The organism is Micromonospora sp. NPDC048894, from assembly GCF_040649765.1.
GTDB lineage: Bacteria > Actinomycetota > Actinomycetes > Mycobacteriales > Micromonosporaceae > Micromonospora > Micromonospora antibiotica.
The window spans coordinates 166,684-182,373 of sequence record NZ_JBEZFY010000011.1 but is presented as its reverse complement, the minus strand read 5'-3'; the positions used below and the strand labels follow the sequence as shown (position 1 = coordinate 182,373).

The following is a 15,690-nucleotide window of genomic DNA, read 5'->3' as shown; positions in this document are numbered from 1 at the left end:
AGTCGCGAACGAAGGGTCGACGCCGGTGAGCGCGAATGTGGGTGGCGGGGACGAACGGGTCGAGGGGACCTGGCAGACGTTGCGCCGGGGGCTGGCGCTCTCGCCCGAGCTGCGTACCGGACTGGCCGGCACGATCGCCCTGGCGCTGGTCTACATGGTCGGCCGGGTGGCGGTCCCGGTCGCCGTGCAACGCGGCATCGACCAGGGGATCGCCGTACCCGGTGGTCCGGACCTCGGGGTGATCGTCACGGTGGTCACCGCCACCACGGCGGTGCTGGTGGTCACCACCGCCTGTGGGTACCTGATGATGCGGCGGCTGTTCACGGTCAGCGAGACCGCACTGGCCAACGTCCGGACCAGGGCGTTCCGGCACGTGCACGACCTGTCGATGCTGCACCAGCAGTCCGAGCGGCGCGGTTCGCTGGTCTCCCGGGTGACCAGCGACGTCGACCAGATCACCCATTTCCTCCAGTGGGGCGGGGTCATCCTCCTGGTCAACCTGGGCCAGCTCGTGGTCACCACGGCGGTGATGCTGGCGTACTCCTGGCAGTTGACGCTGGTGGTGCTCGTCGCGTTCACCCCGGCGGTGCTGATGATCCGGCTGCTGCAGCGCCGGTTGGCCGGGGCGTACGGGGTGGTCCGGCAGCGGATGGGCACCCTGCTCGGCACGATCGCCGAGAGCGTGGTGGGTGCGCCGGTGATCCGGGCGTACGGGGTGTCCGGGCGGACGGCCCGCCGGCTGGACGAGGCGATCGACGGGCAGCGGGTGGCCCAGCAGCGGGCGATCCGGATCAGCATCATGGGCAGCTCGGTGGGGGAGTTGGCGGCCGGGGTGGCACTGGCCGGGGTGGTGGTGGTCGGGGTGTCGCTCGGGGTGGACCGGACGCTGTCCGTCGGCCAGCTCACCGCCTTCCTCTTCCTGGTCACCCTCTTCATCCAGCCGGTGCAGATCGCCACCGAGGTGCTCAACGAGGCGCAGAACGCCATTGCCGGCTGGCGGCGGGTGCTCGACGTGCTCGACATCGCGCCGGACGTGGCCGACCCGGGCGAGCAGGGTCGGGAGCTGCCGGCCGGGCCGTTGGACATCCGCTTCGCCGGGGTGACGTTCGCCTATCCGGGTGGGCCGCCGGTGCTGCACGGCGTCACCCTGGACATCGCGGCGAAGAGCCGGGTGGCGGTGGTCGGCGAGACCGGCAGCGGCAAGACCACCTTCGCCAAGCTGCTCACCCGGCTGATGGACCCGACGCAGGGGCGGGTGCTGCTGTCCGGGGTGCCGCTGGACGAGGTGCGGTTCGACTCGTTGCGGTCCCGGGTGGTGATGGTGCCGCAGGACGGGTTCCTGTTCGACGCCACGGTCGGGGAGAACGTCCGCTTCGCCCGCCCCGAGCTGACCGACGCGCAGCTCACCGCCGCGTTCACCGAGCTGGGGCTGGCCGACTGGTTGGACGGTCTGCCGGCGGGTCTGGCCACTGCGGTGGGGGAGCGGGGGGAGGCGTTGAGCGTCGGGGAGCGGCAGCTGGTGGCGCTGGCCCGGGCGTACGTGGCGGATCCGGATCTGCTGGTGCTGGACGAGGCGACGAGCGCCGTCGACCCGGCCACCGAGGTACGCCTGCAACGCACCCTGGACGCGGTGACCCGGGGTCGTACCACGCTGGCCATCGCGCATCGCCTCTCCACCGCGCAGGCCGCCGACGAGGTGGTGGTGGTGGACCGGGGTCGGATCGTGCAGCGCGGCCCGCACGAGGAACTCCTCCGTGACCCCGACTCGGTCTACGGCCTGCTCCACGCCTCCTGGTTGGAACAGACCCGCTGACCGGCCGGCACCGGACACCGCCCTGCCACCTGCTGTGGACGCTTCGGCTGGCTGGTTGGCGCAGGCCCGCTGACGTCCGGCGCGGTGCCGGTGACGGGCGACCGGCCGCCGGGTCCGTGCCGCCGAGCAGCGTGTCCCTGCGGAATCGGCGGTCGGTGGACGTGGTCGCCCGGGTGCTCTACGCTGCGGGTTAGGTAAGGCTAACCTTTATCGGAGGTGCCCGGTGGCCCCGACCCCTGCTGAGCTGATCCGTACCCTGGTGGCCGGTCGGCTGCCCGGCCTGGTGCATCTCGCCCACCGACCCGGGCCGTTCCACGTCCGGCACGCCACCGACGTGGAGGGGCGGGTGCTGCTGCTCGTCCCGGTCTTCAGCGACCTGGCCGCCGAGCTCGACCCGGGGGTCGCCCGGGACGTCGCCGTGGTGCTCGACGTGCTCGATCTGCCTCCGGCCGCCGGGGCGCCCTCGGCCGGCCGGGCCTGGGTCTCCGGCTGGGCGGTGCCACTGGACGGAGAGTCGGCCCGTCGCGCCGCCGTCGACTTCGCCGCCGTGGACCCGACCGGCGACCTGCTCGACGTCGGGAGCCGCTTCCGGCTGCACCGCTTCGAGGTGGTCGAGGCCAGGCTGGAGACCGCCGGTGTGGTGCACCGGGTCGATCCCGGCGAGTACGCCGCCGCCGAGCCGGACCCGCTGCACGCCGACGAGGCCGCGCTGCTGGCCGATCTCGCCAACCGCCACGGGCCGGAGACGGTCGCGTACCTGCGCGGTCGGCTCCGGCTGACCGGCGACGAGCCCCGGGTGGTACGCCTGGACCGCTACGGCCTGGTCGTGGCGTACGGCCGACCCGGCGACCGCCGCCGCACCCGCCTGCCGTTCCCCCACCCGGTCACCGACCCGGCGGACCTGCCCCACCTCCTGCACCCCCTGCTCCACCTCCCCACCCCCGCCCACCCCCACCCCTGACCCCCACCCCCGCTCCCACCCCCGCCCCCTGCCCCGGTGATCAAGAGGTTTGCGTCATGCCGGGCGGCTTTCGTGACGTAAACCTCTTGATCACCGGGACGGGGCATCACCGGGGCAGGGCATCACCGGGGCGGGGCGTCGCCGGGGCAGGGCGTCGCCGGGGCGGGGTTAGGGGAGGGGGGCGGTGAGGTAGCGGTGGATGGTGGGGCCGAGGGTTGTGGCCAGGGTGTCGGGGGTGGCGGAGGCGACCGGTTCGAGGCGGATGACGTAGCGCATCATGGCCAGGCCGATCATCTGGGTGGCGACCAGGGCGCCGCGCAGCGGCCGTTCCGCCGGGTCGAGGTCGAGCTGGTCGAGCACCCGGCGCAGCACCTGGGTGGTCAGGAACTCGCGCATCAGCCGGGCCGTCCACTCGTTGTTGCTCGCCGAGCGGAGCAGCGCCACCGCCGCCCCGCCGGCCGGCGAGTCCCACACCCCGAGGAACGTGCGGACCAGCCGTTCCCCGATCCCGTCCGGGTCGCCGGCCAGCACGGCGGGCAGCAGCGCGGCCGGGTCGACCGGGATGTCGACGGTGGCCCGGAACAGCTCCTCCTTGCTGCCGAAGTAGTGGTGGACCAGGGCCGGATCGACCCCGGCGGCGGTGGCGACCTGCCGGATCGAGGTCGCGTCGAAACCGCGTTCGGCGAACGCCGACCGGGCGGCGGCGAGGATCGCCTCCCGGGTGTCCTGGTTGCCGGGGCGGCGGCCGGTGCGTCGGGTCACCGGGCTCACCCGCTGCGCCGGCGCAGGGTCGCCGCCGCCAGCACCAGGGCCACCACCGCCGCGCCGGCCACGATCGACACGTCGCGCCACATCAGGCCGGTCGGTGTGGGGTGCGCGCCGACCTCCTGGAGCGCCTCCACCGCGTACGACAGGGGCAGCGCGTCGCTGACGGCCTGGAGCCAGCCGGCCATCTGGTCGCGCGGCACGAACAGCCCGCACAGGAGCAGTTGCGGGGCGACCACGACCGGCATGAACTGCACCGCCTGGAACTCGGTGCGGGCGAAGGCGCTGCACAGCAGCCCCAGCGCGACGGCCAGCACCGCGTTGACCGCGGCGATCAGCACGACCAGCGCGGCGGACCCGGCGGTGGTCAGCCCGAGCAGCCGGTACGCCGCGGCGGCGGCGACGGTCGACTGGACCACCCCGGCCAGCCCGAACGCGATGCCGTAGCCGAAGAGCAGGTCGAGCTTGCCCAGCGGGGTGGTGAGCAGCCGTTCCAGCGTCCCGCTGGTGCGTTCCCGGAGCATCGCGATGCTGGTCACCAGGAACATGATGATGAACGGGAAGAAGCCCAGCATCACCAGGGCCACCCGGTCGAAGGGGGACGGTCGCCCGGGTGGGGCGGGCTGGTCGGCGTACATGTAGTAGACCAGGGTGAGCAGCACCGTCGGCACCACCACCAGCAGCGCCACCGTACGCCGGTCGTGTCGCAGTTGACGCAGGATGCGCCCGGTGGTGGCGGCCAGGATCGTCGGGTTCACGCCGCCTCCCCGATGTCCGCCGGGCCGGCCTCGCCGGCCCGGATGAGGCGCAGGAACGCCTCTTCCAGGTCGTCCACCCCGGTCGCGGCGCGGACCGCGTCGGGGGTGTCGTCGGCGATCAGCCGGCCGTGGCGGATCAGCAGCAGCCGGTCGCAGCGGGCCGCCTCGTCCATCACGTGGCTGGACACCAGCAGGGTGGTCCCGGCGGCGGCCAGGGCGTGGAACCGGGCCCACAGGTCGGCCCGTAGCACCGGGTCCTGCCCGACGGTGGGCTCGTCGAGGACGACCAGTTCCGGTTCGCCGACCAGCGCGCAGGCCAGTGAGGCCCGGCTGCGTTGCCCGCCGGAGAGGGTGCCGACCAGTTGGCCGGCGGCGGCGGCCAGGCCGACGTCGGTGACCGCCGCGTCGGCGTCGGCGGCGGTACGCCCCTGGAGGGCGGCGAAGTAGCGGGCGTTCTCCCGGACCGTCAGGTCGACGTAGACGCTGGGTGCCTGGGTCAGGTAGCCGACCCGGCGGCGTAGCTCGGCCGCGCCGGCCGGTCGACCCAGCACGGTGACCGTGCCCGAGTTGATCGTCTGCACCCCGACCACGGCCCGCATCAGGGTGGTCTTGCCGCTGCCGCTCGGGCCGAGCAGCCCGGTGACCGCGCCGCGCGGCACCGTGCAGCCGATGCCGTCCAGCACCCGTCGTCGACCCCGGTCGACGACCAGGTCGCGGACGGCGATGGCGTCGTCCATCGCGCCTCCTCAAAACTCATCGTGTGTTGAAATCAACGCTAGATGAATTACCCGGTGTCGCGCAACGGTTGACTTCGAGCACGCTCGAACTGAGAACCTGGGGCACGTGGACATCAGCACGCGGGAGAGAGTCCTGTCGGTCGGCGAGGCGGCGGCCCGGGTCGGCCTGACCACCTACACACTGCGCTGGTACGAACAGGAAGGGCTGGTCGCCCCGGTCGGCCGCGACTCGGCCGGCCGCCGCCGCTACACCGAGGCCGACCTGAACTGGCTGATGCTGCTCACCCGGCTGCGCCGCACCGGCATGCCCGTGCGTGACATGCGCCGGTACGCCGAGCTGGCCCGCCAGGGCGACCGGACGCGGGCCGCCCGACGGGCGCTGTTCGAAGCCCACCGGGTCCGGGTACTGACCCGGATGGCCGAACTGGAGGAGGACCTCAAGGTGCTCAACTACAAGATCGAAATCTACCGTTGCGCGGAGGAGGGGCGATGATCCGTCGACAGCTGGGGGCCGACGGTCCGGAGGTCTCCGCGATCGGCCTGGGCTGCATGGGGATGAGCTTCGCCTACGGCGGGCCGGACGACGCGGAGTCGACGCGCACCCTGCACCGCGCCCTCGACCTGGGGGTGAACCACCTCGACACCGCCGACATGTACGGCTTCGGCGCCAACGAGCGGCTGCTCGCCCCGGTGGTGCGGGCCCGCCGCGACGAGGTCTTCCTGGCCACCAAGTTCGGCAACCGACGCACCCCCGACGGCACCGGGGTCCGCGTCGACAGCAGCGCGGCCTGGGCCCGGGAGGCCTGTGACGCCTCCCTCGGGCGGCTCGGGGTCGACACCATCGACCTGTACTACCTGCACCGCCGTGACCCGGGCACCCCGATCGAGGAGACCGTCACGGCGATGGCCGAGCTGGTCGAGGCGGGCAAGGTGCGCCGGCTCGGCCTGTCCGAGGTCAGCCCGGCGACCCTGCGTACGGCCCACGCGGTGCACCCGATCTCGGCCGTGCAGATGGAGTACTCCCTGTTCACCCGGGACGTCGAGGGGGAGATGCTGGACACCTGCCGGGAGTTGGGGGTGGCCCTGGTGGCGTACTCACCGGTCGGGCGGGGGCTGCTCACCGGGGCGATCACCGGGCGGGACCAGCTCGCCGAGGGTGACTGGCGGGCGGCGGCTCCCCGCTTCGCGGCGGAGAGCCTCGACGCCAACCTGCGCCTGGTGGCCGCCGTCCGGGCGGTGGCCGACGAGATCGGCTGCACGCCGGCCCAGGCCGCCCTGGCCTGGCTGCTCGCCCAGGGCCCGGACGTGCTCCCGATCCCGGGCACCAAGCGGGTCCGCTACCTGGAGGAGAACACCGCCGCCGCCGATCTGCGGCTCACCGCCGCCCAACAGGCCCGGTTGCGGGAGGCGGTCCCCGCCGACGCGGTGGCCGGCGAGCGGTACGCGGCAGCCGGGATGCGGACGGTCGGCCACTGACCTGCGCCGGTCGCCTCTCTCGCCACGAACGGCCCGATCCGGTCACCTCGGCCGGTGTCCGGATCGGGCCGCGTGCTCAGGCGACCGTCAGCACCTGCGGCCCTACCCTCGGATCGGGCGCTAGCCTTCTTACCGGTCTTTAGCCCCGACCCGGGCTTCAGCCTTCGGACCGGGCGCTAGCCTTCTGACCGGACAGGATGTCCGCCTTCGGGCATTGCGGACCTGATCGGACGTACGGCACGATGGCGCGGTGGATCACGCTCCGTTGCCGGAGGCCGCCTTCCTGGCCGACTGGACCGACCGGTTACGGGCCTCCGCCGAGCGTCCGGTGGTCGGGATTCTGCTGCGCGGCAGCCACGCCCGGTCAGCCGCCACCGCCTACAGTGACGTCGACCTCGACGTCCTGGTCACCGCGACCGGCCGGCCCGTCCCGGCGGATCCGTGGCACCTGTCACCGCTGTCGGACCCGTCACCGCCCTCGGACCCGGCGTCCCCGCCCGGTGCGGGGCCGTCGGCCCTGTCGCGCCGGGCCGCTGCGCCGGGGCCGCCCGAGCGGGTCGGTCCCGCGCCGGGCCCGCGCCGGGCCGGTCCGCCGTCCGCACCGGGCCCGACCGGTCCGGCCCGGCAGACGACCCCGGTCGACGCCGACCGCGCCGGTCCGGGTGGCACGGGCCGGCCGGCCGAGACGCCGTACGACACCCGTCGCGCCTACCTGACCGAGGTCGACGGGCGGATCGTGCACGTCTCGGTGGCCGCGCGGGACGTCCGCACCTGGGTCGACCGGCTGGGCGAACCCGCCGACTGGGCGTTCGGGCTGCCGGTGACCACCCCCACCCGGCTGCTCTGGGCCGACCCGACCTGGCGTCGCCGGATCGACCTGCCCGTGCTCTGCCAGCCCGCCGACCAGCCCCGGCTGGAGGAGCTGGTCGCCACCCTCGGCAAGGTGGCCGGGGCGCTGGCCGCCGACGACCCGCTCGGCGTCCGGCTGGCCGCCGCCGACCTGGCCCGGCTCTGCCCGTGCGTGCTTCGCCCGGCCAACCCGGGGGTGCGGGTGGTGTCCCGCCGGGCCGCCTTCGCCGCCGCCCTGGACCTGCCGGTCGCGCCGCCGGGCTACCGCGACGACATGCTGCGCTGCCTGGGGGTACGCCCCGCTGCCGCCGCCGAGGTCGGCGTCGCCGCGGCCCGCCTGGTGGCCGGGGTGCTCCCGCTGGTCCGCCCGTACGCCGATCGGATCGCCGAGACGGCCGGCCCGGACCTCGCCCTGGCGCTGCACGATGGCCGGCTGGACCGCTACGTCGCCCAGTTGTCCCGGGCGGTCGGGGACGGGGCGCAGGTGCCCGCACCGCGTGCGGGACAATCGGGAACTGTGCCCGTACCTGACTCTGCCCCCAGCGACGGCGGACCCGCCGACGCGGCCCGCCCGTCCCGTCTCGACCCGGCCATCGCCGCCCGGCTGCGCCGCACCCCGGACGGCCTGGTGGCCGCAGTCGTGCGCCAGCACGACACCGGCGAGGTGCTGATGGTCGCCTGGATGGACGACGAGGCGCTGCACCGCACCCTCACCACCGGCCGGGCCACCTACTGGTCGCGCAGCCGGCAGGAGTACTGGGTCAAGGGCGCCACCTCCGGCCACCACCAGTACGTCCGTTCGGTGGCGTTGGACTGCGACGGCGACGCGCTGCTGGTCGGCGTGGACCAGGTCGGCGCTGCCTGCCACACCGGCGAACACACCTGCTTCTTCACCGAACTCCCGGTCACCGGTCAGGGGGTCCAGCGATGACCGACGGTGCGCTCAGCCCGGATCTCGCGGGGTTCGTGGCGGCGGCGGCCCGGTGGCGGGTGGTGCCGGTGACCCGCCGGCTGCTGGCCGACGCGGAGACCCCGGTGGGGGTCTACCGCAAGCTGGCCGGCGGGCCGGGAACGTTCCTGCTGGAGTCCGCCGAGCAGGGTGTCGGTTCGGCCGGCATGGCCTGGTCGCGGTACTCGTTCATCGGGGTGCGCAGCAGCGCCACCCTGGTCGAACGGGACGGCGTCGCGCAGTGGACCGGCACCCCGCCGGCCGGCGTTCCGGTCTCCGGCGACCCGGTGCACGTGCTGCGGGAGACCGTCGAGGCGCTCGCCGGTGGCACCCCGGACCCGGCGGCGGGCCTGCCGCCGCTGACCGGTGGCATGGTCGGCTACCTGGGGTACGACCTGATCCGCCGGTTCGAGCGGTTGCCCGAGCTGACCGAGGACGACCTCGGGGTGCCGGAGTTGGGCATGATGCTCGCCACCGACCTGGTGGTGCTGGACCACTACGACGGGTCGGCGATCCTGGTCGCCAACGCGGTGCTGCCACCGCTTACCGACCCGGACCGGGCCGACCGGGTCACCGCCGCCTACCACCACGCGGTGGGGCGGCTCGACGCGATGACCACCGCGTTGTCCCGACCGATTCCGCCCATGATCTCGACGGTGGGTCGGCCACCGGCCGGCGACGTGGTCAGCCGCACCCCGGACGGCGGCTACCCGAAGGCGGTCGAGGCGGCGAAGGAGGCGATCCGGGCCGGCGAGTGCTTCCAGATCGTGCTGGCCCAACGCTTCGAGCGGGCCACCGACGCCGACCCGCTGGACGTCTACCGGGTGCTGCGGACGACCAACCCGAGCCCGTACATGTACCTGCTGCGCTTCGACGGGTTCGACATCGTCGGCTCGTCCCCGGAGGCGCACCTCAAGGTCAACGCCGACACCGACGGGCAGCGGCGGGCGATGTTGCACCCGATCGCCGGCACCCGGCCGCGCGGGTCCACCCCGGTCGCCGACGCCCGGCTCGCCACCGAGCTGCTGGCCGACCCGAAGGAACGCGCCGAGCACGTGATGCTTGTCGACCTGGGCCGCAACGACCTGGGCCGAGTCTGCCAGCCGGGCACCGTGCAGGTGCCGGAGTTCGCCACCATCGAGCGGTACAGCCACGTGATGCACATCGTCTCCACGGTGGTGGGCACCCTGCGCGAGGACCGGACGGCCTTCGACGCGCTGGCCGCGACCTTCCCGGCCGGCACCCTGTCCGGGGCCCCGAAGGTCCGCGCCATGGAGATCATCGAAGGGCTGGAGCCGGTGCGCCGAGGGCTCTACGGCGGCACCGTGGGCTACTTCGGGTTCGGCGGCGACCTCGACATGGCGATCGCGATCCGGACCGCGCTGATCCGCGACGGCCGGGCGTACGTGCAGGCCGGGGCGGGGGTGGTGGCCGATTCTGATCCGGCCGCCGAGGACCAGGAGACCCGGAACAAGGCCGCCGCCGTGCTGGCTGCCATCGCCGCCGCCGAGACCCTGCGACCGGCCCGGTGAGCGGCACCGCCTCCGACGGTCCGGCTGTCCCCGACGGTTCGGCGGAATCCGGCGGTTCGGCCACCTCCGGGCGGCGTGAGCTGACGTACGCCGTGCTGCTCTGCCTGGCGGGGGCGGGCCTGGCCACCTGGACGGCGACCCGCACCTGGTCGGTGGAGGTGCTCGCCCGGGGGGCGTTGCCGCCGGCCCGGCAGGACCGCTCCGGGGCGGACCTGCTGCCCTGGCTGTCCGCGTTGGCGCTGGTCGCGTTGGCCGGTGGCGGTGCGGTGCTGGCCACCCGGGGGCGGCTGCGGCGGCTGCTGGGTGGTTTCGTCGCCCTGCTCGGCCTGGCGGTGGCGGCCGGTGGCGGTTACGGGCTGGCCGTCGACCCGGGGGCTGAGGCGCACCGGCAGTGGCCGGCGCTCTGCCTGCTCGGCGGCCTGGTGGCGGCCGGAGGCGGGTTGCTCACCGCGCTGCGCGGCGCGGGTTGGCCGACGATGGGTGCCCGCTACGAGCGGACGGCGCGCGCCACCGGGCCGGACCGGCCCGACGGTCGGCCGATCGCCGAGGGGGGCAACCGGGCGGCGTGGGACGCGCTCGACCGGGGTGAGGACCCGACGGTCAGCTGACCGGCTGCGGCGCGCAGGTGGCGCGCTGGTCCCGAACGGCCCGCCGGTCCTGACCCGGGTGCCGGTCCCGGGCCGCGGCCCGGGTGGCGGCCAGCTCGGCGACCAGGCGGTCCAGCTCGGCGCGCTGGTCGGCGCGCGCCCGGTCGGCGCAGACCGCCTCCCAGGCGTTGCCCCGGGCGGTGCGTACCCGCCCCTCGCCCGCGACGACCCGTTCCAGGGTGTGCACCACCTCGACGGCCAGCGAGGCGACGGTTCGGGAGATGGTGGTGAGTCCGATGCCGGCGTTCGGCCCCGCAGTGCTCATAGGTCACCCCGCACGATGAGATCCGATGGTGGGCAGGCGCATGGTCGAGTCTGCCCGAAACCGATGCTGCCCGGTTCACGTTTCGCCCTGGTGACGGGCCGGTCAACGGCCCCCACCTGCACCGGGCGGAGATCCTTGAGTTTCGTCACAGCCGCCTCGACCGGGCCGAGCTGCGCGGTGCGCCGGAACGTGATCTCATAACGCATATGGGCGTCTATCGATGGTCCGGGCGGCTCCGGACGACGGATGTCGATGACACCCGCCGACGGGTACGGTGGCGCTGTGTGACATTCCGTTCACCGGAGGTCCGGCATCATGCCACAGCCCATCTCGTGAGGAGCGCCATACCCCCGGCACTTGTCGCCAGGTGGCGCCCCCTAGCATCGGCCCATGACACCCGGAGAGGGGAGTCCGTTGGTGACTGCTGAGCATGCGCACGCAGAGGGGGACGGGGCCGGTTCGGCGGCGTCCGCAAGCGTGCTCGACGAGATCCTGGCCGGCGTCCGCGAGGATGTGGCGCGACGGCAGGAGCAGCTTCCGCTGGAGCGGTTGCGCGAACTGGCCGCCGCCGCGCCGCCGCCGCTGGACGCGTACGCGGCCCTGCGCAAGCCCGGCGTGGCCGTGATCGCCGAGGTGAAGCGTTCCTCACCGAGCCGGGGCCGACTGGCCGAGATCGCCGACCCGGCCGAGCTGGCCGGCGAGTACGCCTCGGGTGGTGCCCGGGCGATCAGTGTGCTGACCGAGGGGCGCTGGTTCGGTGGCTCACTCGACGACCTGGCGGCGGTGCGGGCTGCGGTGCAGGTGCCGGTCCTGCGTAAGGACTTCGTGGTCTCCAGCTACCAGGTGCACGAGGCCCGGGCGCACGGTGCCGACCTGGTGCTGCTGATCGTCGCCGCGCTGGAGCAGAACGCCCTGGTCGGGTTGCTGGAGCGGATCGAGTCGCTCGGCATGTGCGCGCTGGTCGAGGTGCACACCGAGGAGGAGGCCGACCGGGCCCTGGAGGCCGGCGCGCAGGTGATCGGGGTCAACGCCCGTGACCTGCGTACCCTGGAGGTCGACCGGTCGGTGTTCGAACGGATCGCCCCCGGCCTGCCGAGCAGCGTCGTCAAGATCGCCGAGTCCGGCGTGCGCGGTCCGCACGACCTAATCCGGTACGCCTCGGCCGGCGCCGACGCCGTCCTGGTGGGCGAGGGGCTGGTCACCCAGAAGAGCCCCCGTGAGGCGGTCGCCGAGCTGGTCAACGCCGGGAACCACCCGGCCACGCCCCGCCCGGCGCGCTGACCCGACGGGCAGATCTGCGCAGCGAGAGGACATCGCGATGAGCGAGCGCGAGCGATTCGTCACCGGCGACGCGACGGGGCGTCGGCGCGCGGACGGCCGGGGAGCGACGGCATGAGCGCCGACGTGACGACCCCGGCCGGCCAATTTCCCGACTCCGCCGGTCACTTCGGCCGGTTCGGCGGCCGGTTCGTCCCCGAGGCGCTGGTCGCTGCGCTCGACGAGCTGGACGCCGCGTACCGCAAGGCGATGACCGACGAGGAGTTCCTCGCCGAGTTCGCGGCCCTGCTGCGCGACTACGCCGGCACCCCCTCCCTGCTCTACTCCGCCGAGCGGTTCTCCGCCAAGATCGGTGCCCGGGTCCTGCTCAAGCGGGAGGACCTCAACCACACCGGCGCGCACAAGGTGCGCAACGTGCTGGGCCAGGCGCTGCTCACCCGGCGGATGGGCAAGCGGCGGGTGATCGCCGAGACCGGCGCCGGTCAGCACGGGGTGGCCACCGCCACCGCCGCCGCCCTGTTCGACCTCGACTGTGTGGTCTACATGGGCGAGGTGGACACCGAGCGGCAGGCGCTCAACGTGGCCCGGATGCGGATGCTGGGGGCCACCGTGATCCCGGTGACCACCGGCTCGCGCACCCTCAAGGACGCGATGAACGAGGCGATGCGGGACTGGGTCGCCAACGTCGACGACACCCACTACCTGATCGGCACCGCCGCCGGCCCGCACCCGTTCCCGGAGATGGTCCGCGACTTCGTGCGCGGCATCGGCGACGAGGCCCGCCAGCAGTGCCTCGACCTGACCGGTGGGCTGCCCGACGCGGTGCTCGCCTGCGTCGGCGGCGGCTCCAACGCGCTGGGCATCTTCCACGCCTTCGTGCCCGACACCGACGTGCGGCTGTACGGCTTCGAGGCCGGCGGCGACGGCGTGGACACCGACCGGCACGCCGCCAGCATCACCGGCGGCACCCCCGGGGTGCTGCACGGCGCCCGCACGTACGTGCTGCAGAACGCCGACGGCCAGACCGTCGAGTCGCACTCGATCTCCGCCGGCCTGGACTATCCCGGCGTCGGCCCGGAGCACGCGTGGCTGCACGACAGCGGCCGGGCCCGCTACCAGCCGGTGACCGACCGGGAGGCGATGGCCGCGTTCGAGCTGCTCTGCCGCACCGAGGGGATCATCCCGGCGATCGAGAGCGCGCACGCCCTCGCCGGCGCGGTGCAGATCGCCCCGCAGCTCGCCGCCGAGCTGGGCCGGGAACCGCTCCTCGTGGTCAACCTCTCCGGCCGGGGCGACAAGGACGTGCACACCGCCGGTGAATACTTCGGCATCCTCGACAAGGAGCAGTGAGACCGTGAGCCGGATCGGGGTGGCCTTCGACAAGGCCCGGGCCGACGGGCGGGCCGTCCTGGTCGGCTGCATGCCGGCCGGGTTCCCCACCGTCGAGGGCAGCATCGCCGCGATGACCGCGATGGTCGAGGCCGGGGTGGACGTCATCGAGGTGGAGATCCCCTACTCCGACCCGGTGATGGACGGCCCGGTGATCCAGAAGGCCAGCGACATCGCCCTGGCCGGTGGCGTCCGTACCGCCGACACGCTGCGCATCATCGAGGCGGTCGCGGCCACCGGGGCACCCGTGGTCACCATGACCTACTGGAACCCGATCGAGCAGTACGGGGTGGACGCGTTCGCCCGGGACCTGGCCGCCGCCGGGGGCACCGGCCTGATCACCCCCGACCTCATTCCCGACGAGGCCGGCGAGTGGCTGGCCGCCTCGGACGCGTACGGGCTGGACCGGACGTTCCTGGTCTCCCCGTCGTCCACGGACGCCCGGCTGCGGATGACCGTCGAGCACTGCCGGGGCTTCGTCTACGCCACCGCCATCATGGGGGTGACCGGGGCCCGCTCCCAGACCTCGGACGCCGCCCCGGTGCTGGTCTCCCGGCTGCGGGAGGTCACCGAGCTGCCCGTCGGGGTGGGTCTCGGCGTCGGCACCGGCGCGCAGGCGGCCACCGTCGCCGGGTACGCCGACGGGGTGATCGTGGGTAGCGCGCTGATCCGCCGGCTGCTGGACGCCCCGGACCTCGACGCGGGGTTGGCCGCCCTGCGTACCCTCTCCGCCGAGCTGGCCGAGGGCGTCCGCAACCCGACCCGCTGAGCCCGCACCCGGCCGGCCCGTCCCACCCTGCCGTCCGTCGCCGAGGTGCGGTACGGCTCGGATTGATCAACTCAGTGGGGGCGCGACGGCGGTGTCCGCTGCGGCGGAATGCTGCCATTTCGCCCCACGGGTGGCGTCCGTCGGGCGACCGGACGACGGGGTTGCATGGTCGGGTGGCAGGTCTGACCGGACCGGGTGCCACGGTGGGGCTCCGCAGCGGTAGCCTGTGCACCCGTGACCCACGTCTCGATGACGCCCCTGGCGGCGCTGCCCAGCCCGACGACCGCCGTCTGGCAGCTCGGGCCGGTCCCGCTGCGGGCGTACGCCCTCTGCATCGTCGCCGGCATCGTGATCGCCTGTCTGGTGACCGAGCATCGGCTGCGCCAGCGTGGCGTCGCCCCCGGCGCGGTGCTCGACATCGCGGTCTGGGCGGTCCCGACCGGCATCATCGGCGCCCGGATCTACCACGTGATCACCTCACCCGAGAAATACTTCGGCACCGGCGGTGACCCCTGGAAGGCGTTCGCCATCTGGGAGGGCGGTCTCGGCATCTGGGGTGCCGTCGCCGGTGGCGCGGTCGGTGCCTGGATCGCCGCCCGGCAGCTCGGCATCCCGCTGACGGTGGTGGCCGACGCCCTCGCCCCGGGCCTGCCGCTGGCCCAGGCGGTGGGCCGGCTCGGCAACTGGTTCAACAACGAGCTGTACGGCGGGCGGACCAGCCTGCCGTGGGGCCTGGAGATCCACCGGATGGACCCGGACAATCCCGGGCACGCGCTGCGCGACGACGCCAACCAGCCCATCCTGGAGCCCGGCCTCTACCATCCGACGTTCGCCTACGAGGCGCTGTGGAACCTCGGCGTCGCCGGCCTGGTGTTCGCCCTGGACCGGCGGTTCAAGCTGGGGCGCGGCCGGGCCTTCGCGCTCTACGTGATGGGTTACACCGCCGGCCGGTTCTGGATCGAGCTGATGCGCAGCGACGAGGCGAACCGGATCCTCGGGGTCCGGCTCAACGTGTGGACCGCCGGGCTGGTCTTCCTCGGCGCGCTGATCTACTTCCTGCGGGTGCGGGGCCCCCGGGGTTACCTGATCCCGATCGACGCCCCCGCGCCGGCTCCGGTGACCGGCGGCGACGTCTCCCAGGTCGACCTGTCCCAGACCGGCAAGGGGTCCGCCGCGACGGTCGCGCCGGTGGGCTACCAGGTGGTCGACGAGGAACAGTTCACCGCGTACCGGGAGACCGGGGTACGGCCCGACGGACCCGCCGCCGACGACGCGGCGGCGACCGACGACCAGCCTGCGGGCCACGACGACCAGCCTGAAGGCCACGACGACCAGCCGGCGGGCCACGACGACCAGCCGGCGGAGCCCGACCGGCTCAGCGGCGGTGCGGAGGCGGGGGCCGGCGGCGACCGGGCCGCCGGGACCGGCGCGGGTGACGACGTCGACGCGTCAGCGGGGGCCGGCGGCGCGGGTGGCCGGCCCGCCGACCGGGACAACTGAGC

General features: G+C 74.0%; 15 protein-coding genes and 1 pseudogene. 12 read left to right on the top strand and 4 right to left on the bottom strand.

What is annotated here, in order from left to right:
• Nucleotides 1-25 precede the first annotated feature (25 nt).
• On the top strand, nucleotides 26-1,813 hold the full coding sequence (locus AB0C22_RS23315) for an ABC transporter ATP-binding protein (protein ID WP_357536954.1): 1,788 nt from the start codon (nucleotides 26-28) through the stop codon (nucleotides 1,811-1,813).
• A gap of 223 nt (nucleotides 1,814-2,036) precedes the next feature.
• Nucleotides 2,037-2,774, top strand: a complete 738-nt coding sequence (locus AB0C22_RS23310; protein WP_357536952.1) for a DUF2470 domain-containing protein — start codon at nucleotides 2,037-2,039, stop codon at nucleotides 2,772-2,774.
• 168 nt (nucleotides 2,775-2,942) lie between these two features.
• Here AB0C22_RS23310 and AB0C22_RS23305 read toward each other — a convergent pair whose 3' ends face one another.
• Genes AB0C22_RS23305 through AB0C22_RS23295 form a run of 3 tightly spaced genes read right to left on the bottom strand, consistent with a single transcriptional unit; the run spans nucleotide 2,943 to nucleotide 5,034 of the window.
• A complete protein-coding gene (locus AB0C22_RS23305; protein WP_219463879.1) occupies nucleotides 2,943-3,536 on the bottom strand; it encodes a TetR family transcriptional regulator in 594 nt (197 codons plus the stop codon).
• A 5-nt stretch (nucleotides 3,537-3,541) separates the two neighbouring features.
• The gene (locus AB0C22_RS23300) at nucleotides 3,542-4,297 is read right to left on the bottom strand and encodes an ABC transporter permease (RefSeq protein WP_219463877.1); all 756 of its coding nucleotides are present in this window, start codon (nucleotides 4,295-4,297) and stop codon (nucleotides 3,542-3,544) included.
• A complete protein-coding gene (locus AB0C22_RS23295) occupies nucleotides 4,294-5,034 on the bottom strand; it encodes an ABC transporter ATP-binding protein (RefSeq protein ID WP_219463875.1) in 741 nt (246 codons plus the stop codon). Before AB0C22_RS23295 ends, AB0C22_RS23300 begins: the two co-directional genes overlap by 4 nt.
• 106 nt (nucleotides 5,035-5,140) lie before the next feature.
• Here AB0C22_RS23295 and AB0C22_RS23290 point away from each other — a divergent pair, with 106 nt between their 5' ends.
• The 6 genes and pseudogenes from AB0C22_RS23290 (at nucleotide 5,141) to AB0C22_RS23265 (ending at nucleotide 10,448) form a co-directional block, all read left to right on the top strand.
• Entirely contained in the window at nucleotides 5,141-5,527 is a 387-nt protein-coding gene (locus tag AB0C22_RS23290) for a MerR family transcriptional regulator (protein WP_208569696.1), read from the top strand.
• Nucleotides 5,524-6,510 (top strand): aldo/keto reductase, encoded by a 987-nt coding sequence (locus tag AB0C22_RS23285; RefSeq protein ID WP_219463872.1) that lies wholly within the window; start codon nucleotides 5,524-5,526, stop codon nucleotides 6,508-6,510. The genes AB0C22_RS23290 and AB0C22_RS23285 overlap by 4 nt, the downstream gene beginning before the upstream one ends.
• 250 nt (nucleotides 6,511-6,760) lie before the next feature.
• Nucleotides 6,761-7,717 (top strand): annotated as a pseudogene (locus AB0C22_RS23280) (hypothetical protein); the annotation flags it as partial.
• Nucleotides 7,718-7,876: 159 nt separating this feature from the next.
• A complete protein-coding gene (gene hisI / locus AB0C22_RS23275; protein ID WP_308291109.1) occupies nucleotides 7,877-8,290 on the top strand; it encodes a phosphoribosyl-AMP cyclohydrolase in 414 nt (137 codons plus the stop codon).
• Complete coding sequence (locus AB0C22_RS23270; protein ID WP_357014006.1) at nucleotides 8,287-9,840, top strand: anthranilate synthase component I; 1,554 nt, start codon at nucleotides 8,287-8,289, stop codon at nucleotides 9,838-9,840. Before hisI ends, AB0C22_RS23270 begins: the two co-directional genes overlap by 4 nt.
• A gap of 80 nt (nucleotides 9,841-9,920) precedes the next feature.
• Entirely contained in the window at nucleotides 9,921-10,448 is a 528-nt protein-coding gene (locus tag AB0C22_RS23265; protein WP_357536993.1) for a Trp biosynthesis-associated membrane protein, read from the top strand.
• Here the strand turns inward: AB0C22_RS23265 and AB0C22_RS23260 are convergent.
• Entirely contained in the window at nucleotides 10,441-10,752 is a 312-nt protein-coding gene (locus AB0C22_RS23260) for a hypothetical protein (RefSeq protein ID WP_357536949.1), read from the bottom strand. The two genes, AB0C22_RS23265 and AB0C22_RS23260, sit on opposite strands and share 8 nt — an antisense overlap.
• 477 nt (nucleotides 10,753-11,229) lie before the next feature.
• Here AB0C22_RS23260 and trpC point away from each other — a divergent pair, with 477 nt between their 5' ends.
• The 4 genes from trpC (at nucleotide 11,230) to lgt (ending at nucleotide 15,688) form a co-directional block, all read left to right on the top strand.
• Nucleotides 11,230-12,033, top strand: coding sequence for an indole-3-glycerol phosphate synthase TrpC (gene trpC, locus AB0C22_RS23255; protein WP_176738808.1), 804 nt, complete (start codon nucleotides 11,230-11,232; stop codon nucleotides 12,031-12,033).
• 111 nt (nucleotides 12,034-12,144) lie between these two features.
• The gene (gene trpB / locus AB0C22_RS23250) at nucleotides 12,145-13,380 is read left to right on the top strand and encodes a tryptophan synthase subunit beta (protein WP_357536947.1); all 1,236 of its coding nucleotides are present in this window, start codon (nucleotides 12,145-12,147) and stop codon (nucleotides 13,378-13,380) included.
• 4 nt (nucleotides 13,381-13,384) lie between these two features.
• Nucleotides 13,385-14,188, top strand: coding sequence for a tryptophan synthase subunit alpha (gene trpA / locus AB0C22_RS23245; protein ID WP_208569690.1), 804 nt, complete (start codon nucleotides 13,385-13,387; stop codon nucleotides 14,186-14,188).
• A gap of 249 nt (nucleotides 14,189-14,437) precedes the next feature.
• Nucleotides 14,438-15,688, top strand: a complete 1,251-nt coding sequence (lgt, locus tag AB0C22_RS23240; RefSeq protein WP_357536991.1) for a prolipoprotein diacylglyceryl transferase — start codon at nucleotides 14,438-14,440, stop codon at nucleotides 15,686-15,688.
• Nucleotides 15,689-15,690 lie beyond the last annotated feature (2 nt).